27 protein-coding genes are annotated in these 21471 nt (G+C 39.6%); 6 read left to right on the plus strand and 21 right to left on the minus strand.

Going from position 1 to position 21471, the window contains the following annotated elements:
• Nucleotides 1-375, plus strand: a 375-nt coding sequence (locus tag LEP1GSC061_RS17830; RefSeq protein ID WP_040509898.1) for an integrase core domain-containing protein, incomplete at its 5' end; no start/stop codon positions are given.
• 49 nt (nt 376-424) lie between these two features.
• On the opposite strand, the gene LEP1GSC061_RS17835 is transcribed toward LEP1GSC061_RS17830, so the two are convergent.
• The 5 genes from LEP1GSC061_RS17835 to LEP1GSC061_RS17855 all read right to left on the minus strand — a co-directional run bounded on the left by LEP1GSC061_RS17835 (nt 425) and on the right by LEP1GSC061_RS17855 (nt 3504).
• Nucleotides 425-1204, minus strand: coding sequence for a DUF5677 domain-containing protein (locus LEP1GSC061_RS17835; protein ID WP_040509900.1), 780 nt, complete (start codon nt 1202-1204; stop codon nt 425-427).
• Between the two features lie 193 nt (nt 1205-1397).
• Complete coding sequence (locus LEP1GSC061_RS17840; protein WP_002756875.1) at nt 1398-1670, minus strand: hypothetical protein; 273 nt, start codon at nt 1668-1670, stop codon at nt 1398-1400.
• Nucleotides 1667-1945 (minus strand): hypothetical protein, encoded by a 279-nt coding sequence (locus tag LEP1GSC061_RS17845; RefSeq protein WP_040509905.1) that lies wholly within the window; start codon nt 1943-1945, stop codon nt 1667-1669. Before LEP1GSC061_RS17845 ends, LEP1GSC061_RS17840 begins: the two co-directional genes overlap by 4 nt.
• 335 nt (nt 1946-2280) lie before the next feature.
• The gene (locus LEP1GSC061_RS17850) at nt 2281-2835 is read right to left on the minus strand and encodes a tetratricopeptide repeat protein (RefSeq protein WP_016546906.1); all 555 of its coding nucleotides are present in this window, start codon (nt 2833-2835) and stop codon (nt 2281-2283) included.
• Nucleotides 2836-3039: 204 nt separating this feature from the next.
• Entirely contained in the window at nt 3040-3504 is a 465-nt protein-coding gene (locus tag LEP1GSC061_RS17855; RefSeq protein WP_040509907.1) for a CYTH domain-containing protein, read from the minus strand.
• 352 nt (nt 3505-3856) lie between these two features.
• Between LEP1GSC061_RS17855 and LEP1GSC061_RS17865 the strand changes: the two genes are divergently transcribed.
• Nucleotides 3857-4261 carry a heavy metal-responsive transcriptional regulator gene (locus tag LEP1GSC061_RS17865; RefSeq protein ID WP_036090212.1) on the plus strand — a complete coding sequence of 135 codons (405 nt, stop codon included), beginning with the start codon at nt 3857-3859 and terminating at the stop codon, nt 4259-4261.
• Nucleotides 4248-4943: a glutathione S-transferase N-terminal domain-containing protein gene (locus tag LEP1GSC061_RS17870; protein WP_016546891.1), complete on the plus strand. Its 696-nt coding sequence runs from the start codon at nt 4248-4250 to the stop codon at nt 4941-4943. The genes LEP1GSC061_RS17865 and LEP1GSC061_RS17870 overlap by 14 nt, the downstream gene beginning before the upstream one ends.
• A gap of 211 nt (nt 4944-5154) precedes the next feature.
• Here the strand turns inward: LEP1GSC061_RS17870 and LEP1GSC061_RS17875 are convergent, their stop codons facing one another.
• From LEP1GSC061_RS17875 to LEP1GSC061_RS17925, 11 genes are all read right to left on the minus strand, one after another.
• Nucleotides 5155-6063, minus strand: a complete 909-nt coding sequence (locus LEP1GSC061_RS17875) for a hypothetical protein (protein ID WP_016546893.1) — start codon at nt 6061-6063, stop codon at nt 5155-5157.
• Nucleotides 6064-6301: 238 nt separating this feature from the next.
• A complete protein-coding gene (locus LEP1GSC061_RS21550) occupies nt 6302-6778 on the minus strand; it encodes an energy transducer TonB (RefSeq protein WP_125250377.1) in 477 nt (158 codons plus the stop codon).
• A 207-nt stretch (nt 6779-6985) separates the two neighbouring features.
• Nucleotides 6986-7327 (minus strand): endoribonuclease MazF, encoded by a 342-nt coding sequence (gene mazF, locus LEP1GSC061_RS17885; RefSeq protein ID WP_040509916.1) that lies wholly within the window; start codon nt 7325-7327, stop codon nt 6986-6988.
• Nucleotides 7321-7557: an AbrB/MazE/SpoVT family DNA-binding domain-containing protein gene (locus tag LEP1GSC061_RS17890; RefSeq protein ID WP_040509917.1), complete on the minus strand. Its 237-nt coding sequence runs from the start codon at nt 7555-7557 to the stop codon at nt 7321-7323. The genes mazF and LEP1GSC061_RS17890 overlap by 7 nt, the downstream gene beginning before the upstream one ends.
• Nucleotides 7558-7824: 267 nt before the next feature.
• On the minus strand, nt 7825-8244 hold the full coding sequence (locus tag LEP1GSC061_RS17895; RefSeq protein ID WP_040509919.1) for a hypothetical protein: 420 nt from the start codon (nt 8242-8244) through the stop codon (nt 7825-7827).
• Between the two features lie 238 nt (nt 8245-8482).
• The gene (locus LEP1GSC061_RS17900) at nt 8483-8815 is read right to left on the minus strand and encodes a helix-turn-helix domain-containing protein (protein WP_040509920.1); all 333 of its coding nucleotides are present in this window, start codon (nt 8813-8815) and stop codon (nt 8483-8485) included.
• Nucleotides 8799-9164 carry a type II toxin-antitoxin system RelE/ParE family toxin gene (locus LEP1GSC061_RS17905; protein ID WP_040509922.1) on the minus strand — a complete coding sequence of 122 codons (366 nt, stop codon included), beginning with the start codon at nt 9162-9164 and terminating at the stop codon, nt 8799-8801. Before LEP1GSC061_RS17905 ends, LEP1GSC061_RS17900 begins: the two co-directional genes overlap by 17 nt.
• Nucleotides 9165-9506: 342 nt before the next feature.
• The gene (locus LEP1GSC061_RS21285) at nt 9507-9842 is read right to left on the minus strand and encodes a hypothetical protein (protein WP_156844592.1); all 336 of its coding nucleotides are present in this window, start codon (nt 9840-9842) and stop codon (nt 9507-9509) included.
• Between the two features lie 743 nt (nt 9843-10585).
• Nucleotides 10586-11155: a hypothetical protein gene (locus tag LEP1GSC061_RS17915; RefSeq protein ID WP_040509925.1), complete on the minus strand. Its 570-nt coding sequence runs from the start codon at nt 11153-11155 to the stop codon at nt 10586-10588.
• A gap of 197 nt (nt 11156-11352) precedes the next feature.
• A complete protein-coding gene (locus LEP1GSC061_RS17920; RefSeq protein WP_016546897.1) occupies nt 11353-12057 on the minus strand; it encodes a hypothetical protein in 705 nt (234 codons plus the stop codon).
• Nucleotides 12058-12796: 739 nt separating this feature from the next.
• A complete protein-coding gene (locus LEP1GSC061_RS17925; RefSeq protein WP_016546900.1) occupies nt 12797-13648 on the minus strand; it encodes a hypothetical protein in 852 nt (283 codons plus the stop codon).
• Nucleotides 13649-13810: 162 nt separating this feature from the next.
• Here LEP1GSC061_RS17925 and LEP1GSC061_RS22165 point away from each other — a divergent pair, with 162 nt between their 5' ends.
• Nucleotides 13811-13870: a TraY domain-containing protein gene (locus LEP1GSC061_RS22165; RefSeq protein WP_156844593.1), complete on the plus strand. Its 60-nt coding sequence runs from the start codon at nt 13811-13813 to the stop codon at nt 13868-13870.
• A 45-nt stretch (nt 13871-13915) separates the two neighbouring features.
• Here the strand turns inward: LEP1GSC061_RS22165 and LEP1GSC061_RS17930 are convergent, their stop codons facing one another.
• Nucleotides 13916-14950: a hypothetical protein gene (locus LEP1GSC061_RS17930; RefSeq protein ID WP_016546898.1), complete on the minus strand. Its 1035-nt coding sequence runs from the start codon at nt 14948-14950 to the stop codon at nt 13916-13918.
• 1412 nt (nt 14951-16362) lie between these two features.
• On the opposite strand from LEP1GSC061_RS17930, the gene LEP1GSC061_RS22170 reads away from it, so the two are divergent.
• Entirely contained in the window at nt 16363-16422 is a 60-nt protein-coding gene (locus tag LEP1GSC061_RS22170) for a TraY domain-containing protein (protein ID WP_135625875.1), read from the plus strand.
• Nucleotides 16423-16470: 48 nt separating this feature from the next.
• Here LEP1GSC061_RS22170 and LEP1GSC061_RS17935 read toward each other — a convergent pair whose 3' ends face one another.
• The 3 genes from LEP1GSC061_RS17935 to LEP1GSC061_RS17945 form a co-directional block, all read right to left on the minus strand.
• Nucleotides 16471-16887, minus strand: coding sequence for a type II toxin-antitoxin system VapC family toxin (locus tag LEP1GSC061_RS17935; RefSeq protein ID WP_040509927.1), 417 nt, complete (start codon nt 16885-16887; stop codon nt 16471-16473).
• Nucleotides 16865-17125 (minus strand): ribbon-helix-helix protein, CopG family, encoded by a 261-nt coding sequence (locus LEP1GSC061_RS17940; RefSeq protein ID WP_040509929.1) that lies wholly within the window; start codon nt 17123-17125, stop codon nt 16865-16867. Before LEP1GSC061_RS17940 ends, LEP1GSC061_RS17935 begins: the two co-directional genes overlap by 23 nt.
• A 248-nt stretch (nt 17126-17373) precedes the next feature.
• On the minus strand, nt 17374-18912 hold the full coding sequence (locus LEP1GSC061_RS17945; protein WP_016546902.1) for an RNA-directed DNA polymerase: 1539 nt from the start codon (nt 18910-18912) through the stop codon (nt 17374-17376).
• A 1011-nt stretch (nt 18913-19923) separates the two neighbouring features.
• Between LEP1GSC061_RS17945 and LEP1GSC061_RS17955 the strand changes: the two genes are divergently transcribed.
• On the plus strand, nt 19924-20277 hold the full coding sequence (locus LEP1GSC061_RS17955) for a helix-turn-helix domain-containing protein (RefSeq protein ID WP_040509932.1): 354 nt from the start codon (nt 19924-19926) through the stop codon (nt 20275-20277).
• 12 nt (nt 20278-20289) lie between these two features.
• Here LEP1GSC061_RS17955 and LEP1GSC061_RS17960 read toward each other — a convergent pair whose 3' ends face one another.
• On the minus strand, nt 20290-20709 hold the full coding sequence (locus LEP1GSC061_RS17960; protein ID WP_232218507.1) for a hypothetical protein: 420 nt from the start codon (nt 20707-20709) through the stop codon (nt 20290-20292).
• Nucleotides 20710-21471 lie beyond the last annotated feature (762 nt).

A 21471-nucleotide genomic window follows, 5' to 3' on the forward strand; every position in this document is an offset into this window, starting at 1 on the left:
CATAACATTAAAGTCCAAACCGTTCTAACCGATAATGGTCGTGAGTATTGTGGAAGAGAAGACCAACATCCTTTCGAATTATTTCTTCAGTTAGAAGACATCGAACATCGGACCACTAAAGTTCGCAGGCCTCAAAGCAACGGATACGTGGAACGTCTTCACAGAACTTTACTTGATGAGCACTTCAGGATCGCCGGTAGAACTAAATTTTATGAGTCGATCGAAGAGATGCAGATCGATCTGCATCTCTTCTTTGAAGAATACAATTACAAGAGGGCGCACCAAGGTAGAAACATGAACGGAAGAACTCCTTTTCAAGTCTTCATTGAGGGCATTAAGACAGAAGAATCGGAGGTCCACCAAGCAGAAAATTAGAACAAGCGTTCAGAAGAAGTGTCAGGTGAATACTAACATTGTACAGTCTTTATATGAATGCATAAAGTTTTTCACACTTGTCTATCGTAGGAATAAATTGAGCATTTAATAATGAAGCGAGTCTCATAGTATTTAAAACCATTGTGCAGCTCATATTATGAGCCGTCCGAACCAAATGCAAACTATCTCTTTCCAATCTCTTCCGATCTTCTTTAGTTTTCTTAAAAACCGAGGCACCAAATGGCCCGCCGTGAACAAAAGATGAATAGTTTGAATAAAGCGGGATTATTTGTTGAAGATATTTATTTTGCCCATTACCGTAAGCAGAGGGCCTACTATTTAAATAGCTTATTATATTCTTAATTCCAAATTTTGCATTTACAATATCCAATTCTTTCTGCGTCACATTTTTGAGTTCAGGAATTGCAGGCAATTCTGCCAAGCGATCTGAAAAAGTCTGTTTTGTTAGAAATATTTTATCATTTCTGTTAAGTGCATCTGCATAGCTTTTTAGCTCTACTTCTAATAAATATAAGATATAGTCTTTCCCTACGACGTCAGATTGCTCGGATAACGCACGGGAATAAATATAGGTATGGCGAAATTGATGCTCAATTAAACTCCGAAGAAGAATTGTTCCTGAATAAATTTCCTTTTTCTTTGCTAACTCAACTATTGAACAAGCAATTTCATCTCCCCTATTTGCGAGCGAAACAAGAGCCTCTCCTGAAAAATGATACTTTGACCTCGGAAAAGTTAACCCAAAGCTTTGAATATTTTTATTGAATAATTTATGTAATATCTTAAAGTTTTTAAATATTTGGTTCATATAAAGATAGCAATGTCGCTTAACGACCAAGGCTTGACGAAGTCGCCGCGCTGAGCATTAGCGAAGACGGGAACGAAAATTGCCTCTGCAATTTGAGTTACCGAGGCGATTTGCCGAAGGCCAAGCGAGAGTCGCGTAGCGATCTCGAAGCGATGCGTCAGAGCCGATAGTTATGCGAAGTGTGGGGTTTTGTTTAGCGCTCTGTTAATTTACCAGTAACATACTGATGCAATATACTTGAAACCAAAGTCTGATAAGGAATTCCAATTTCTAATGCTTTGGTTTTCAATAATTGAATATCTTTTCCAGCTATCCTGATATTCATTCTTTTATCTTTTAACAAAGTATTCTTGGCAGCAGATTTGAATTTTTTTAAATACTGAGCTTTATTATCAACCGGCTTCCATTCATTTCTCTCAATAGAAGATTCTAAATCTTTTTCTTCTTGGCTAAGCTTATACTTCATAAATTTGCCTCCGGTAAATATATACTAGTGTATTTCCTTGAAGGATATGCTGTTTTAAAGAAGAACGTATCCTTACTCTCAATTGCAGGAACTACCCAAGCATAATTATCAATTTCTATAATTATTAAGATTTGATTAGGATACTTTTTCTTATTCGGATGCTTTAAGATTTCTAAAACCGATCCGGATTCAATTTCAACAACTACTCTCTCAAAGCTTATATTCCGCTCAGATTTTAAGGTTTCGTTCTTTTCATTATCCCAATCAAAGATCACCTATCTATGCTATTAGACGTGTGCCTAATGTCAACACAAAGATTATAGTCTAAATATTGTCCATTTTTGTAAAAATAATCTTAAAATTAAAGGCAAACATTGCGAATAAGAGTTACGAGAAAAAGGGCAATTTTCCCCCACATTTCGCATAACGACGTTGGCTTGCCGACGTTGGCGACTCTGAGCCTCGAAGAGGCGTTAGAGCCAGGCGCGACCTTTTGCCAAGCAAAAGTCGTGACTGGAGCCAATGTGCCGAAGGCCAAGCAAGGGTTGCGGAGCAAGCCCGAAGCGATGCGGCAAGTTGGCAGTTATACGACGTTATGATTATATTAAAATTAGTCAACAATCCAGTTTTGACCGTTTTTAATATAGGATCGTAACCATTTAATTCTTTTTCTTACAGTACCAGAAAGATTACTATCAGGATATTTTTTAAGAAATCCCTCTAACTTACCCTTCTCTTCTTTAAGATTATCATAGTTATATTCTTCTGGAAGGGAATAGATCAAATAATATTCAGCGTCATCTAAAAATTCCGAGTTCGGATAATCTGATATGATTTTCTTGAAATGATAGCCTGTGTAACCGACAAAATTTCCATAATTGGCTGACTTAATAATGCTTAATTGATATACATTTCGATATTTCAAATCCTTTTTGTAGTCTGAAATTGAGATATCTACATTCAGCAGTAATTTTCCCATCTCTAATAAGAGCCTATCAAATTCTTTTGAATTTTCTTCTTCGAGTAACAAAGAATTCAACTTATCAATTTTTTGGATTGTCGTTAATTTTTTCTCTAAAACTAATTTTTGAATCGTTAAATTGTCTATCGCAAAGGAAGGCTCAAAACTTAACAAAATTATGGCAAGCAGATACTCTGTTCTCATGAATTTTCAAACTAATAAATTTATCATAATGTCGTATAACGACCCTAGGCTTGACGACGTTTCGCGAGTCCGCAGGACTTGGCGCGAGACTTGCTGTGCAAGACGAGTGACAAAGCGAAATGTGCCGGAGGCCGAGCGAGAGTCGCGTAGCGATCTCGAAGCGACGCGTCAGAGCCGTTAGTTATACGCAGTAGCCCAAATTTTTTATAAGTTCCAATGCCTAAAAGGACTTCTAATAAGGTTCGAATTAAAATATTTAGGGTCATCTGAAACTTCCTTCCCTATCCAATCAGGTTTGTTGAAAATTTCATTTTCCGATTTTAATTCGATTTCCGCTACGACAAGTCCTTCATTTTCTTCTAGAAACTCATCGACCTCCCAGATACTACCTTGAAAGTTAATAAGATATCGAAGTTTTTTAACTACAGGCTTTTCGCAGATATTACTGATCATCTCTTCCGCATCAGTAATTGGAATTTCATATTCAAATTCTTGCCTAGAAATACCGACAGTCTTCGATTTTACTGTTATATAGGCTTTATTTGATTCGATTCTAACACGAACCGTTCTGTTCTTATCAGAATTCAAATAACCTTGCAAAATTATTGAAGGAAAAGCATCCTTCTTATAATCGGAGTTTGTGACTAAAAATTTTCGTTCAATTTCCATCGATCAACTTTATATTGTAAACTTTCTTTCAAATGTTTTTCCGGACATCAATTTGAGTTTGGGCTATTGCGTATAACGACCGAGCCTTGCCGACGTTGGCGAGCTGAGCAAAGCGAAGACAGGCACGAGAATTGCTCTGCAAGTCGAGTGACTGAGCCAATGTGCCGAAGGCCAAGCAAGAGTCGCGAAGCGAGCTCGAAGCGCAGCGGCAGAGGCGAAAGTTATGCGAAGTGCCGCACCCCGAGGGCGGAGGCATGGAGGCCGGAGCCCGATCATTTTTTTTATTTTTTTTTGTTCTGGGTATTGACTCTATAGTATACTATAGACCATATACTGAATTCAGAGAGAAGGCATGAAAATAGGACAAATCGCTAGAAAGGCTGATGTTTCAGTCCAGACGGTTCGATACTACGATTCTCTGGGTCTGCTAGGAAAATCTGCGCGAAACGAAGTTGGCTATAGACTTTATCAACAGGATGTTGCGGCGCGAATCAGATTCATAAAGAGAGCCCAGGATCTGGGCTTCAGCCTGGAGGAAATCGGGGAACTGCTGGATTTGCGCATCGAGCGACCGAATCAATGCGCCAGCGTGAAAAGAAAAGTTGAACATAAGCTTGAATTAACGCGCAGGAAGCTTGAAGATTTGCGAAAGATTGAGCGAGGTCTGCTTACGATTAACCGGCAATGTGCTAGTGCGGAACCTACGGGCGACTGTCCTTTGCTAACGACTCTGGGAGGAAGCAATGAAAAAGATTGAGCTTGTATACGAAACGACATGCCCAAATGCGCAAGCCGTCAGGGAAATGTTGAAAACGATAGGTTTGGAACTTGGTCTGCAATTGAACGTGACTGAGACGAATAAGGATGATCCAAACGCACCTGAGTATGCACGGAAATTATCTTCTCCGACAGTGCTGGTTGACGGAAAGGATGTGGTTGCAGACGGGTCAGTGGGCGGGAACGCCTGCAGGATTTATCGCACAGCAGATGGCAGGATGACAGGAATTCCGCCCAGAGCTGCAGTTTTGGACGCTCTGAGAAAATCTCAACGCAAACAGAAATGGGGATTGCTCTCGTTCATACCTGTGGTGATGACTGCGATGCTTCCGGTAGTATCATGTCCGGCTTGCTGGCCACTTTACGGCAGCGTTCTAGCAAGTCTGGGTCTAACTTTTGTTGATTATACACCGTATATCCGACCGATCATGCTTGCATTTTCAGCGCTGGCTGCAGGCGGAATTGTGTACTATTGGAACCGCACGCGAAAGTGGCTGCCAGCAGTAACTGGATTGGCCGGAGTTGCGATAATCGTAGTTGGAAAACTAACTCTCTCCAATTCTCTTGCAATTTACAGTGGCGGCTTTGTTGCGACGTTAGCCTTTGTCCTGGGAGCGTTGCCTTCAAGAAAAATCAGACCGGATAACTGTGAGACGTGCTAGAGGCCGGACACGGATGTCCGGCCCCGAGGGGTGCGGCATTTCGCATAACGACCAAGGGTTGGCGACGTTTCGCGCGTGCGCAAGCACTTGGCGCGAGGCTTGCCACGCAAGACGAGTGACAAAGCGAAATGTGGCGAAGCCTGGAGCGAGGGCGCGCAAGCGACCCGAAGCGTAACGCCAACTCGATAGTTATGCGACGGTCTTGCTAATATTAGCCTACCTTAAACGAACTCAAAGCAATTGAACCATCAAGGCGACTTTCAAATAAAATATTTAGCCTCGATAAGAAACTATTCTCTTCAGTCGATAGCCAATTGAGAATTTCATCACTTTTTGAAGATAGACCTGGATTAATAGGCTGCACAATTCCAGAGGGAATATATTTTCCTGATTGAAAGCGAACATGATTTAGTAATTCGCTTATAGCTCCTGCAGCAAAATCTGGGATAGCATTTAAATCTTCTTCCAATAAATCGCCGGGATCTATTTGAGTTGTTCCCAGGCTAAACTCTTTTATCGGATGATTGATATAGTAGGCGCATATCGATTCTAAAAGCATTTTAACATCATTTGACTTTATTTCATTTGCGAAGAGATTATCTTGGTCCGAAACCCAAAGTATACTTTGATCTGTCCGAGCATAATAAGAAACTAATAAAGCAACAAAATGTATAATTCGAAAAGAATTTTCAAACGACTCGTCATTCCATTTAGACGTGAGCATATTATTGTCACTGAAATGTTTAAGAAACTCCTTGCCTTCACAAAGATTCTTTATACTTTTACTGATGCCTATTGTAAGCAATAATCCAGGCAATTTATTTGCGGCAATTAAAAATGATTGTAGGGCATTTTGACGATGTCGATCACTAAGTCGTTTAAACGACATCCGACGATTATCAGGAAGATGTTGTTTCCGTACTAAACTTCTCAAAATTTGCCATTGTTTACTTTTGCTAAAATCAATAACTAAAAAAGAAAGCACATCAAATTTAGCACCTGGGTGACCTCCACTATAATCTGATGTTATATATAGAATTTCCCCGCTAAAATCTGGAATTGGTTTCTCATTTAAACGTCGATTAAAATACGGAACCCAAGGATAAATTGAGCTATTCATTTTATTATTTAGGTCGGGGATTTAGATTTCTTTCTATCTGTAAAATTTAGCAAGACTGTTCGCATAACGACCAAGGCTTGACGACGTTTCGCGAGTCCGTAGGACTTGGCGCGAGGCTTGCTCCGCAAGACGAGTGACAAAGCGAAATGTGCCGAAGGCCAAGCAAGAGTGCGAAGCATCTCGAAGCGCAGCGTCAGAGCCGACAGTTAGGCGATGAGCACGTTCAAAAAGGAGCAAACTACTCGTCGACTAATTTGAAATCCAGCGGAACTTTCTGCGAGCAAGCAATAGGCCTCCCCTTTAACATGCAAGCCTTATAATCAGCTTTAACTAAGATAGCACCAGCTGCATCTTCAAAGGGCACATAACCGCAAGTATTTTCTTCCAGGCAATAATGTGCCAAATGGTTATTTTTAGTTACTACGACATGTGAGTAGATTATGCAGTTGTATATGCCTTTTTTTTTAGCTGAATTAGGGTAGTATTTAGATAAAGGGAAATCTATACTAATCTTGATACCTTCACCATCCAATGTATATCCAGGCGGATATTTTCGATCGAATAATCTTTTGCAACTTTCTTTCCGAATATCAATATCTTCTTCCGCATAGTCGATTTCTCCAAGAAACACTCCGATTTCCCGAAAGGTCGAGCTACATGAAAACGTCAAAAATGAATATAAAAAAATAACAATTAAATATTTATAAGGTAACATATTTTACTCTTTCAAAAGGGTATCTTATTTTACAATATTTTTGTGCTTTTCGCCTAACGACCAAGGTGTTCCGACGTTTGCGATGGCGCGAGTTTGCTCATGCAAACGAAGTGACAGAAGCAAATGTGGCGTAGCCCGAGCGAGAGTTGCGAAGCAAGCTCGAAGCGAAGCGGAAGCACCGATAGTTAGTTGCAGTAGCCCGCTAAACTAAAAAACTAACAATTTAAGATTATCCAAAACTTCTTTAAATAATAGCTTATTAAGTGGTTCTATAAATTCCGCTTCGCGAATAGTCCAATCTAAATTCTTTATTTGGTCAGAGAGGACTACCCCATCTATTTTTTTAGATTTAACTACTACTTCAAAAGGATAGCCTTTAATCTTACTCGTGATTGGACAAAAAATTGCTAAGCCAGTCTTTGCATTATATTCTTTCGGAGATAGAACGAGTGCTGGCCTACGTCCTCTTTGTTCATGCCCTGCTTGAGGAGTAAAATTTAGCCATACAATGTCCCCTTTATCAGGGGTATATTTACTCTTTTTCACCAAGCCTCATGACCGACAGGAGAACCGGTAGAAACTTCTGAGTGAAGATTTTGCTTAGTGATTCTTGCTAATTTTTCTTCTAAAGATGCTTTTCTCATGGGATAAATTACTATTTTATCCCCCTCATATTGAAGCTCAACATGACTACCATCATTCAATTCCAATTCGTTAGCCATAGCCTTCGGTATCCTAATACCTAAACTATTACCCCATTTTTGAATAATTGATTCCATATAGCAACTATATATACATTGTATATACTTCAACTAAAATTCAATCATTTTGCTAAATTTGTTCAAGGAAAATTTTACGGGCTATTGCAACTAACGACCAAGGCTTGACGACGTTTCGCGAGTCCGTAAGGACTTGGCACGAGACTTGCTCCGCAAGGCGAGTGACAAAGCGAAATGTGCCGAAGGCCAAGCGAGAGTTGCGAAGCAATCTCGAAGCGCTGCGTCAGAGCCGATAGTTAGGCGATGGCTGCTGTCGATTACTTTGATTTAATGAACTAATTCCTGCAGCATCTTTTTAGATTCATCCTTCGGATGCTTAGATAAACCATCTCTAAAATCCTGGCACAATTTAAGCAATTCCTCAGGATTTTTCGATTTCATTAATTCAATCTTTCTATTATCTCTATCAAACAAATCTTTCATTCGTTGATAATTTGCTTTGTCACTTCTACAAACAGATTCGAGTTCTTCTACATAAGGTGCTTGATCGTTTAACCATTTTTTATATGCTTTCTTAGTGTTTAAATTCGCAGCGGGAAGCGAATCGTCACAGATATTCACTTGATCCCCATATCGCAAAACTGCCATACATGCGTAGTAATACGACGTGCTATCAAGATGCCTTTCGATACTTTCTTTGGTAAGACACCCTATAAGTAATAAATTCAGAATCAGTAAAATTTTCATTTTTTCTCCTTAGTAAAGAATAATAGCCGCTTTCGCCTAACGACCAAGGGTTGGCGACGTTTCGCGAGTGCGTAAGCACTTGGCGCGAGGCTTGCCAAGCAAGACGAGTGACAAAGCGAAATGTGGCGAAGCCTGGAGCGAGAGTCGCGAAGCGATCTCGAAGCGTAACGCCAAGCCGACAGTTAAACGCCGTTTTTGCGATTGATAACTAACAAATCAAGCCAAGGATGGCGTCACTTTAACTATTTTTGATTCCAAGCAAACTGAGTGCTTTAGAATTATTTTTAAGAATAAAGAGCATTCGTTGAGCCGGGCCTTGAGGTATATTCCTACCCGACTCCCATGCCTCTACTGTTTTTACAGAAACCCCAATGGCTTGAGCAAATAAATTTTGAGTAAGATGAAGTTTTGTTCTAATATTTCTGATTTCTCTAGCTTTAAATTGAGGTAATTTTTCTATAGAAACTTGACGTTCTTTGATTCCAGTATTCTTTTTACCCTCAGAATATTCGATGGCTTCATTAAGTCCTTTCACTAAGCTATTAAATAATTTACTATTTTCTTTTGCCATATGAATGCCTCCCCGATTTCAATATCTCTTTCAAACGTGCTACTAAATTATGTAAAATCGTTAGCTCAGATTTCGTAAGATTCTCTTTGTCATTCTTTTCTAAAAGAGTTATTAAAAAGATTATTTCAAATTCTTCGAAATCAATATAGAAAACTCTAATTCCACCGCTTTTACCTGTCCCCTTTTTCTTCCAACGAATCTTTCTTATACCGTTTGAACCAGGAATTACTACACCTTCCTTTGGATATTCTAAAAGGTGATTTTGAAAATCTTTAAGTTCATTATCTCCCAGACCAGCTCTTGTCCAGAAATGATCGAAATCAGGTAAATGTACAAACAGTCTTTTCAATTTAGACAGAATCCCTATTGAATAGGGTATTGTCAAATCTTAACTTTTTTAAAAATTGCAAAGCTGGAAGTGTAATTATACTTTAAACAGATTTAATTCCATTTCTCGCCGCATGGACGCGGCGAAATTGAAAACGAAAAAATAGCAAAAATGGCGTTTAACGACCCAAGGCTTGACGACGTTGGCGACTCTGAGCCTCGAAGAGGCGTTAGAGCCAGGCACGATCTTTTGCTAAGCAAAAGGCGTGACTGGAGCCAATGTGCCGGAGGCCAAGCGAAAGTCGCGAAGCGATCTTGAAGCGATGCGTCAGAGCCGACAGTTATACGCAGTGGCGAAAATAATCTAAGGCCAATTATCCGGCCATTCTTCAATATCTTCAAATTCGCCGATATATTCCTTGTCTTCCGTTACGATGTTACACATACATTTTAATCTATATCGGAAAAAGATGCCCTTTTTGATCGGATTTTTGTCTTTATCAATATGAATATCATTAGTTAGTCTTTTTTTTGATTCTATACTAGTTTGGCTAATATCAACATTAAGTGTAATGCTCTTAAAAACACTGATCTCAAGCAGTAATCTTTCTAATTCATTACTTAAAAAACCATCCAGTTCGTAACATATGCTTGGGTTTTCTATTAGAATACCATTGAAGAATGATCTTCTAAGTATCAAATCATATGCGAATTTCCCTGAGCCTAGTTTATTAAATTCCTTTGCTGAATTAACTAATCTCCAGCCGCAAAACATATGGCAAATAGTGAAAGCAATATGCTTAAATCGTTTTCTTCTCAGATATATTTCCTATTTTTCTTAAAGTAAATATTTGAAGCCATTGCGTATAACGACGTTGGCTTGCCGACGTTTTGCAATGGCACGAGACTTGCTCTGCAAGGCGAGTGACAGAAGCAAAATGTGCCGAAGGCCAAGCAAGGGTTGCGAAGCAAGCCCGAAGCGATGCGGCAAGTTGGCAGTTAAGCGAAGTTACGCCTCAAACACACTGCAATCTAATATAATTTCACTACTTGGACGAAAGTCCAATAGTATTAAATTCCCTTATTCCAAAGTATCGCGCTCCCCTTTCGGGATTGGATAAAATGAAACCATAAGCTTCCGCAGGACGCTTATATACCAAGATGCACAGCCTGGCGACGGCACCAGCTCGCATTGGGGAGCGCTAAAACTCTGAATAATTTCCTATGTTTTAGAACCAAATCCGCACGCTTCCGAGTTTCAAAAAATAAAAAAACAAAATCCGGCGGAATTTCGCTTAACGACCAAGGTGTTCCGACGTTTGCGATGGCACGAGTTTGCTCATGCAAACGAAGTGACAGAAGCAAATGTGCCGCAGGCCAAGCGAGAGTCGCGTAAGCGATCTCGAAGCGACGCGGAAGCACCGTAAGTTAGGCGTAGTGCTATTAACTATCATAGAAAAATTCGTAAGAATTTGGATCGCTTTTTAAGTAATCTTCAAAAGTCTTTTCTTGAACAAGATAACGATCCGTTAGCTTATGAATCTCATTCAAATTTTTGCCGGGGGCAACTATCTCCCAAACAAGTGAAGTAAATTCGCGTTGCAATCTATTAGCATGCTCAAGGTATTTCACCGGTTGTGATTTTAAATATAGATCATACGAATAAACAAGAAAATCTAATACAAGATTGCGATAACCTTGGTATGCCTTTGGTTTTTCCTTTCCAAAATTATCCTGTTTATCAATGTTCGGAAAGAAAAATCGCCCTTTTTCAATCTGAGCAGATAAGAGTGCGTGAAATTCGTCGATTGATTTATTTTTCTGTGTCAGAACCTGTAACTTAATTAAGATAGTTACAGTTTCTGAATGCCAACCCAAAAGACCATTTAAATAATCCCTTAGTATTGAATGCTTTTGTTGTCGTCTGTCTTTTAGATAAAAGAATAATGTTGAGAACGATATTAATGCAGAAATAGCTGCAATTAGATTGGCTAAGTTATTAGAGCTATTCATTATAATATTCTACAGTTAATTTTAATAGCATTACGCCTAACGACCAAGGTGTTCCGACGTTTCGCGCGTGCGAAGCACTTGGCGCGAGGCTTGTCCTGCAAGACGAGTGACAAAGCGAAATGTGGCGTAGCCCGAGCGAGAGTCGCGAAGCGATCTCGAAGCGTAGCGGAAGCACCGATAGTTATGCGTAGTTGCAATTACTTGAAAAATTCCCCATACATCCAAACTCCGGAAGTAACTCCCACATCTACATAATACCAGTAATTTATCCAATTTTTAACCTGGTCTTTATTCAATTTCCTGGCGATTAATGTTACCTTTGTCCCTTTCGGAACGAAAGCCAGAGGCGCTTCATCAAACTCTTTTGAATAGCTAACAACTTTACTATTTACATCCGGCTTGATCCGAATTTTCACATTATCAGTAGTTTCTACAATCTTTCTACCCATAGTAATGACAGAAGTGCCTTCAAATTCTCTACTTAGACCTTCTGACACTAAATGATCTTCGTTATTAAAAACCAATTTCCCACAAGCGATACTATAAATATATCTTACGGACTTATCTGTCCGATATATTTTACACAACGCATTATTCAAATATTTGCGTACAAGCTTTTCCTTAGCTTCTATATATTGATTTTCTAGTATCTTTAAATTTGTTAAGGAAATTGAATCCTTATCAACTTTATAAAAACCTTTAATTACAAGGGAAGCTCCTAAACATCCCTCTGTCGCCTCAAACTCGGTTTCGGATAAATCAAAGTATAACCCACCACATGGCGCTCCTTCCTCGCTCCATTTGGAGTTTTTAGTTATTCCAATAAAGTCAATTTTCGATTCTGAATATATCGGAGAATAAATGACAATTATCATTAATAAGAATTTTAGTATGCTATTCATAGTTTTTCTCTGAATATAATATCGCAATTACGCATAACGACGTTGGCTTGCCGACGTTTTGCAATGGCACGAGACTTGCCACCGCAAGGCGAGTGACAGAAGCAAAATGTGCCGAAGGCCAAGCAAGGGTTGCGAAGCAAGCCCGAAGCGATGCGGCAAGTTGGCAGTTAAGCGAAGTTACGCCTCAAACACATTGCAATTTAATTCAATTTCACTACTTGGACGAAAGTCCAATAGTATTAAATCCCTTTATTCCAAAGTATCGCGCTCCCCTTTCGGGATTGGATAAAATGGAACCATATACTTCCGCAGGACGCTTAAATACCAAGATGCACAGCCTGGCGACGGCACCAGCTCGCATTGGGGAGCGCTTACACTCTGAATAATTACCTATGTTTTAGAACCAAATCTACACGCTTCCGAGCTTCGAAAAATAAAAAAACAAAATCCGGCGGAATTGCGCTTAACGACCAAGGTGTTCCGACGTTTCGCGAGTGCGCAGCACTTGGCGCGAGGCTTGCTTTGCAAGACGAGTGACAAAGCGAAATGTGGCGAAGCCCAAGCGAGAGTCGCGTTAGCGATCTCGAAGCGATGCGGAAGCACCGACAGTTATCTGCTGTATCCGCGACGAAAATTAAGCGAGTGCGCATGGAAGGCACGAGCGTGTTAAACAACAGATTAAGCTAAGAAAAAGGAAGATCAAGAAATACTCCTTTCATTGGCTTTAGGAAAGTATTAGCTATCTTCCGTTCATGACTTCAGCTTTCTTTCGGTCTATCTGTATATACTTACAAATACATCCGATACCCATCTGCCCAGCAATCCGATTCTTCAACCAAGCAGTATCTGCACACTTGATTGATTCGTCAAACGCTTCTAATTTGAATTGCTTGAGCGCTTCCTGCGTAACCGACGGAGGCACATTAGAATTTTCGGTAGGGCCACAATACAACCAATGATGGGGCTTGGTATATAATTCTTTTTCACGTTCAATCGTAGTCCTGTCTAGTTGAATTTTAGAAATAACAGAAGCTAAGTTGGGAGTAACAGAAACTGAGGCAACAAGTGTACCTGTCGAAGTTAGAAGTTGCGGCGGTTCCGTATGATTTTCACACACGTTTACTTGAACAATGGCCTTGCCTGCTTTTAATGAGAGTCTCTGTCCGCACAGTTCTAATTTCAAGTCATCAACTAATACGGGTTTTTCACCGCCGGGTACGGATTCTTGCTCCGTTTTTATCAACTCCGTATCCCATGCTCTAAAAATAAGAGTAGGAGCTTCTAAAAGGCATCCGATTCCTAAGGTTGCGGCACAACGACGAATGCCAATATCATCCATATGAATTGTTCTATGATTTCGATATGTGATACGTACACTTCGGCTTGCAGACGATTTCCCAGATACATAAGCAATAATTGTTCCTGAACCAGTACTCAGAGCTATGTCATATGAAATCTGCGTAATATCAGGGCCTGGAATAATTTCCTTCGACTCAACAATACGTTTTTCTGCAACGGTATAGCATCCAACCAAGAACCCGAAGACTAAAACCGGAATCGAAATTCTAATAGTATTCCAAAAACTTCTCATATATCTCGAAAATATTTACGAATACAAATGTGACAAGGAGGAAATACAACTTTCCATTTACTGAATATATAGTTTAGTCAGCCATGGATGGCTGACGTTCCTTTTCGTCGCGGATATGGCAGATAACGACCAAGGTGTTCCGACGTTTGCGATGGCACGAGCTTGCCCTGCAAGCGAAGTGACAGAAGCAAATGTGGCGAAGCCCAAGCGAGAGTTGCGTAAGCAATCTCGAAGCGTAGCGGAAGCACCGTAAGTTATGCGACGGTTTTAGTAAGGAAGGTAATACTGATCTAAATCTCTTAAAGTAATCTTTTTTACTTTTGGGCAATATGTTTCAAATATGTCTTTTATTTTCGCAAAGTCCGCATCATTAGTCTGAACATCAACCCTTTCAAGTGAGCTAAAAGCGCTTAATATTTTTTTATCTATGTCTTTATTATAATCTGGAAAAGAATATCCTATGATGATAAGATCTTTCGTATTATTTGCAATTTCAAGCGATAACGACATCGCTTTTTCGCTAAAAGATGAGTTTTCCCAGGCGTAATAAAATATAGGGTCTAAGAATTCATTTTTATGAGCATATAAATAGTAACTTCTCAAGACTTGAGATACCAATTGCTTTGAAAAATCTTCAAATGCAGCTCGAAAAGTCCCAGTTACTGCGCCTTGCGCAATATGCAACCCGGCAATTCCGTTTAATCTTACAACGGAAATGTCACCCAATGAGATTTCTTCATTTGATTTCCTTCCGGGATTTGGGTATATTTTCCACGATTTCATAAGCGTATCATAATCGATAAAGTTTGTAATTGTTCCTAATGCTTTTTCAATCTGTAGGTCGTAATTCCAACTGATAACTTTATAGTTTGGATTTATATATGCAAAACCATTCTCTTTAATATTTATTTTAGTAATCCAGCTTGCGCATCTATAGTCAAGAGAAGTATATTGGCCATCACTTACACTTTGCTCAAGCAGAAGATATGCTGAAATTATTGCTTTTATCTTTTGATACTTTTCTCGGTCAGGTTTGTCCCAATATTTTTTGGCAACAAAATCAACAGAATTCTTTCCGGCTTCCTTTGCTAACCAATCAATATCCTCAATAAATTGTCGCTTAACCTCCTCGATTGTTTCAGTAATTCTATCTACACTTGGAAATTTTTCGTCTCCAAAGCTTTCAAGATTAGCTAGATAGCCACTAAAAGCTACCATTCTATTGTTAAAATTGGCAATTATAGGAATGGAATAGTAGCTAGCTCCTGCTCCGAGAAGGAAAGTCGTATATTTTTCTTGCATAATTATAATTCCTAAAACTGTCGCATAACGACGTTGGCTTGCCGACGTTTTGCAATGGCACGAGACTTGCTCTGCAAGGCGAGTGACAGACGCAAAATGTGCCGAAGGCCAAGCAAGGGTTGCGAAGCAAGCCCGAAGCGATGCGGCAAGTTGGCAGTTAAGCGAAGTTACGCCTCAAACACACTGCAATTTAATTCAATTTCGCTACTTGGACGAAAGTCCAATAGTATGAAATTCCCTTATTCCAAAGTATCGCGCTCCCCTTTCGGGATTGGATAAAATGGAACCATAAGCTTCCGCAGGACGCTCAAATACCAAGATGCACATCATGCCGACGGCACCAGCTTACATTGGGGAGCGCTTTAAACCACAAGATTTACTATGCTTAGAAAACGAATCCGCACGCTTCCGAGCTTCAAAAAATAAAAAAACAAAATCCGGCGGAAGGCACGGACGCCCGCAACGGTTTACTAAAATTTTCCGCAGCGCTTTCGCCTAACGACGTTGGCTTGCCGACGTTTTGCAATGGCACGAGACTTGCCCTGCAAGGCGAGTGACAGAAGCAAAATGTGCCGAAGGCCAAGCAAGGGTTGCGAAGCAAGCCCGAAGCGATGCGGCAAGTTGGCAGTTAAGCGAAGTTACGCCTCAAACACACTGCAATTTAATTCAATTTCGCTACTTGGACGAAAGTCCAATAGCATCCAAATTTACTAGCCCCAAAGTATCGCGCTCCCCTTTCGGGATTGGATAAAATGGAACCATAAGCTTCCGCAGGACGCTTAAATATCAAGATGCAATCCCTGGCGACGGCACCAGCTCGCATTGGGGAGCGCTTACACTCTGAATAATTTCCCATGTTTTAGAACCAAATCTACACGCTTCCGAGCTTCTAAAAATAAAAAAACAAAATCCGGCGGAATTTCGCTTAACGACCAAGGCTTGACGACGTTGGCGAGCTGAACGAAGTGAAGACAGGCACGAAAATTGCCTCTGCAATTTGAGTGACAGAAGCAAAATGTGCCGAAGGCCAAGCAAGGGTTGCGAAGCAAGCCCGAAGCGATGCGGCAAGTTGGCAGTTAAGCGAAGTTACGCCTCAAACACACTGCAATTTAATTCAATTTCGCTACTTGGACGAAAGTCCAATAGTATGAAATTCCCTTATTCCAAAGTATCGCGCTCCCCTTTCGGGATTGGATAAAATGGAACCATAAGCTTCCGCAGGACGCTTAAATATCAAGATGCAATCCCTGGCGACGGCACCAGCTCGCATTGGGGAGCGCTTACACTCTGAATAATTATCTATGTTTTAGAACCAAATCCGCACGCTTCCGAGCTTCAAAAAATAAAAAAACAAAATCCGGCGGAATTGCGCTTAACGACCAAGGTGTTCCGACGTTTGCAATGGCACGAGTTTGCTTTGCAAACGAAGTGACAGAAGCAAATGTGGCGAAGCCCAAGCGAGAGTTGCGTAAGCAATCTCGAAGCGCTGCGGAAGCACCGACAGTTATACGCTGGGCTGGCTAATACTTATATAAATTTGTTAGATATTTGCCTTTTAGAGTTTTATATATAGAAAAGTCAGAATCTATACTAATAATATTATAAATCCCTTCCCTTTCGGCGATGCACATTAATGACGCATCTGCTAAATCCATTGGCAAATCTGAATATTTTTGCATCCGACTCTTGATATATTTTAGATCATCTAGTGTTACATCTAAAATTTGCACACTCCCACGTTCTATCCATTCTAAGAAATCGGATTGAGCATCGATTGAAAAGGAGAGTAAGTAGATGACTTCAGTTATTACTGGCCAAGTCGTAAATAAAGAACCTTTAAACCCTTTTAGAAACTTAAAGACTGATTTATGATAATCATCAGATGAATTGAATAATGCTATAATCGGACCAGAATCAACGAGCGCGGCGTTTTTCATTCTTGTCCTTTAATACTTTACTTAGAATAGCTTTTCTGTTCTCAGCCAATTGTTTGTTATTCGCGGAATATTTACCAAACAGATCTTCCCCTAGCTCAAAGGGGGTTTTACTCGAACTATGATTTTTTATATATTCAAGAATTGACTCTTTTACAATTTCAGAGCGGCTTTTTCCTTCTGATTTCGCAAACGAGTCCAATTTTCTTTCTAATTCTGGCGGTATTCTTAAACTAATCACAAATACATTGTATCACAATTTAGTATTACGCACAAGAATTTTATATGATTATTCTTAAAAAGTTGATTTTGCCAGCCTGGCGTATAACGACCAAGGCTTGACGACGTTTCGCGAGTGCGCAAGCACTTGGCACGAGACTTGCCCTGCAAGACGAGTGACAAAGCGAAATGTGCCGGAGGCCAAGCGAGGGTTGCGAAGCAATCCCGCAGCGCTGCGTCAGAGCCGATAGTTAGACGACGTGTCTATATTTAACGACTTTTCGACCAGTTCGAAAGAGTAATTTCAATAGGACGCTTTCCGATATTCTTTTTCAAAAAGTAATTTTTTTCATCCTTCGGAAGCCCAGAAATACTAAAAATATAGGCCATTTTTTGCCAGCTATCCATATTAGAATAATTTTCTTTCAATTCTCTAAGCCAGTCAAAAGCTTTATTACGCATTCCTGCTAATATAATCTCTCTCCTAACAAAAGGTTCCGAACTTTGATAAAATTCAGTCAATTTCGAGAAGTGATTGATATATGCATTTTTACTAAATATACTTAGAATTAGTAACCTATAGTATTCACTATTTTTAACTTCTTTAGATTTTAGCAATTTAATCAATTGGCTTCCAATACTTTTCCATTTCTTAGGTGGAATTGACTGAATTGAAGCTATATACTGACAGATATTCGAAAAGCAAGGACCTAACTTTATTAAATTATCAAGGGATACTTTTACACCACCCGGATGGCCGATTTGTGTTAAACGACGATAAAACCATCTTAGACGTATATAGTCGACCGGATCTGCATTCAAATATTCAAGAATAATGCTTTCTATTAATTCATCAGTTAATCTTAACCAATCATCCTCCGAAATTTCCTCGTAAGATATAGATGCATAAGGATTACCGGCGGAATATTTGCGTATTAGATTCAAAACACTATCTTCTGCTAGACTAATTGGGCGGTCTTCAAGCATTGAAGAGCAATAGTCTTGGAACTCATCCGCAGAAAAAACTTTCGTTTTATGTTTTTGAAGCATTAGCCTTTGTTGTTTATCAAGAACAGAAGCCAACAACAAGATGTTCTTTTTAATTTCAGCATCTGAATTGCAAAATATAAGAATATCATCTGCATATCTTAAAAATTTTACACCTTTCGATTTCAGACTATTGTCCACCGGTATGAGTGTAGCTTCTGCCAACAAATGCATTGCGTGCGGGCCAATGGGAATTCCACGAGAAACACCAGCGGTTGTTGAAGTTATTAATTTAAGTATCCATTTGACTATCTGTTCAGGAAACCCACTTTCAATAATCTGGTTCTCTAATGTATGGTGATAAATTTGGTTGTAAAAGTCCGCAATATCACAATATAAAACTTTTTTTGATTTGCGACTTTGATTAAAAGCAACTGTCCAAAAGTCATTCCAAGCTGTTTTATTATTATATAATCCTATTTCCTCCTTAGGATTAAACCTATAACTAAATATTTGTCTCGGCGATAATCTTCTTTTTTCAATTCCCATGCCAAATTGAAATATTATGGCTGTAAGAAGAATGCTATCTTGAATATCTAATTGAGTAGCTTGCCTATATGAAAGCTCATCTTTAGGAACAATAAACCTTCGAAAAGGCCCCGGCAAAAGTTGATCGGGATTTATAGAGGTAATTAAATTAGTAAATTCATCTGCTCGCTGAAGAATTGGCGAAGTTTCTAATATTTTCGGGAAAAGATCTCCGTCAGAATGTTTATCAATAAAGCTAATTGCCCATTTAATTGCTTTTGCGTTTATATTCATTTTCTTATGATTTTTTAGACATGTCGTCTAACGACCGAGCCTTGCTGACGTTTTGCGTTGGCACGAGTTTGCCCTGCAAACGAAGTGACAGTAGCAAAATGTGCCGAAGGCCGGAGCGAGAGTCGCGTTAGCGAGCTCGAAGCGCAGCAGCAGAGGCGAAAGTTAAGCGAAGTTCCGCCTCAAATACGATGCAATTTAATATATTTTGCTATCTGGATAAGAGTCCAATAGTATCCAAATTTACTAACACTGAAAGATCGCGCTCCCCTTTCGGGATTGGATCAAATGTAAACATGAGCTTCCGCAAGGCGCATAAATACCGAGATGCAATACCCTGGCAACGGCACCAGCTTACATTGGGGAGCGCTCTAAAGCTACAAGATTTACTATGCTTACAAAATGAATCTACACACTTCCGAGCTTCTAAAAATAAAAAAACAAATTCCGGCGGAATTTTGCTTAACGACCAAGGCTTGACGACGTTTCGCGAGTCCGGAGGACTTGGCGCGAGTTTTGCTCAGCAAAACGAGTGACAAAGCGAAATGTGCCGCAGGCCAAGCAAGGGTGCGAAGCATCCCGCAGCGCTGCGTCAGAGCCGATAGTTAGGCGAAGGAGCATGCACTTTAACTTTTCATTAAAGATTTTATACGAATTTTACTATTTCGATTCTCTGGTTTAAAATGACAAGTCCCGCACTTTGTCTTATCGCGACAAGTTTGGCAAATTGCTTCTCCATCTAATGTATTTACTAAGTAAGCAATTATATCCTCAGAAGTTTTAGTCATAGGTTTCCCTAATGCCCATGCTATTCTTCTTAATGTACGCGAAGATTCTAAACTAAGTCTAGGTGAATAAGCCATAATTTTCCCCAATCACATTCAAATTCATTCTGTGAATATATATCACACAAAGAACCTTAGTCAAGGAAAAATGTTATTATTTATCACAATATAGGGAATTTTGTGAAAAAATGAACTTTATCGCTTTAAAGACCGATTTCACAATAACTTTGTGAGAGTAGATTCCAAGGGTATAGGAGAAAGACTCCTTCAATTTCGAAAGAGTATTAGTTACTCTCAGAAGCAAATGGCCGAGCAGGCTGATATTGACCGATCTTACATTGCCCATGTTGAAAATGGAAGCATACCATCTAGCGAATTTATTATTAAACTAATGAATGCTTTTAATCTTTCAGTAGATTGGTTACTCACCGGCAATGGAAAGATGCTTTTACCCGATGGCGAACATCTTTTTAATAAGCTTAAGGAAGAACACATTCAGTTTCTTGAGACGCTAACAAAATTGAATTCTCAAAAGCAAAGCAAATTACTAAATGCTTTTAAAAATATTCTTGAATCGGAATAAAATCCATCTTTATTACTTCGGTTTATTTTTAATATTCTCCGAATTCGCTATGACCAAGCCATATAGGCGTTCAAGAGTTTCTCGAAAGTATATTTCATCTTCTTGTGCAACATTCTCTAATAAAATTTTTTCAGCGTATTCGATGACTTTTAAAGAGAATTGTAAAAGGTTATTAAAATTATTTGAATCAGTAAAGAAAACAGTTTCATTTGCATAAAATTTCGAAGTGGACTTAAGAAACGTCCCACTATCACCCTTTTTTCTCTTTGGATACTTACCCCATTTAATTATTTCTGATAAAAAACCTACCATTTGATTCTCGAACTTGTCTTCAATTGAAAAACCTGCCTCTAAGAATAACTTAGCTGATACATGTTCAAAGCTTTCACTTTCAGAAAGGCCTTTTCTTTTTATAATTATTGCTTTAAGCAAATTTTCAAGAAAATACCCGAATAGAAGACTTGTTGGTCTAGAAATACGAGATCGGCTAGATTTCAATGAGCAATTAAGTATAATCGAAGAGTCTATCAAATACTCTTTCGCGGCCAAGAGCCAGTTCAGTATTTCTCGCATTTGATCATTCATATATTAATTTTGCATGCTCTTTCGCCTAACGACGTTGGCTTGCCGACGTTTTGCAATGGCACGAGACTTGCCCTGCAAGGCGAGTGACAGAAGCAAAATGTGCCGAAGGCCAAGCAAGGGTTGCGAAGCAAGCCCGAAGCGATGCGGCAAGTTGGCAGTTAAGCGAAGTTACGCCTCAAACACACTGCAATTTAATTCAATTTCACTACTTGGACGAAAGTCCAATAGTATTAAATTCCCTTATTCCAAAGTATCGCGCTCCCCTTTCGGGATTGGATAAAATGGAACCATAAGCTTCCGCAGGACGCTTAAATATCAAGATGCAATCCCTGGCGACGGCACCAGCTCGCATTGGGGAGCGCTTACACTCTGAAAAATTATCTATGTTTTAGAACCAAATCCGCACGCCTCCGAGCTTCAAAAAATAAAAAAACAAAATCCGGCGGAATTTCGCTTAACGACCAAGGTGTTCCGACGTTTCACGCTGGCGCGAGACTTGCTCTGCAAGACGAGTGACAGAAGTGAAATGTGGCGAAGCCCGAGCGAGTGGTCGCGTAGCGATCCACGAGCGGAGCGGAAGCACCGATAGTTAGACGTTGTGACCTAATG

It is taken from the genome of Leptospira wolffii serovar Khorat str. Khorat-H2, from assembly GCF_000306115.2.
Classification (GTDB): domain Bacteria; phylum Spirochaetota; class Leptospiria; order Leptospirales; family Leptospiraceae; genus Leptospira_B; species Leptospira_B wolffii.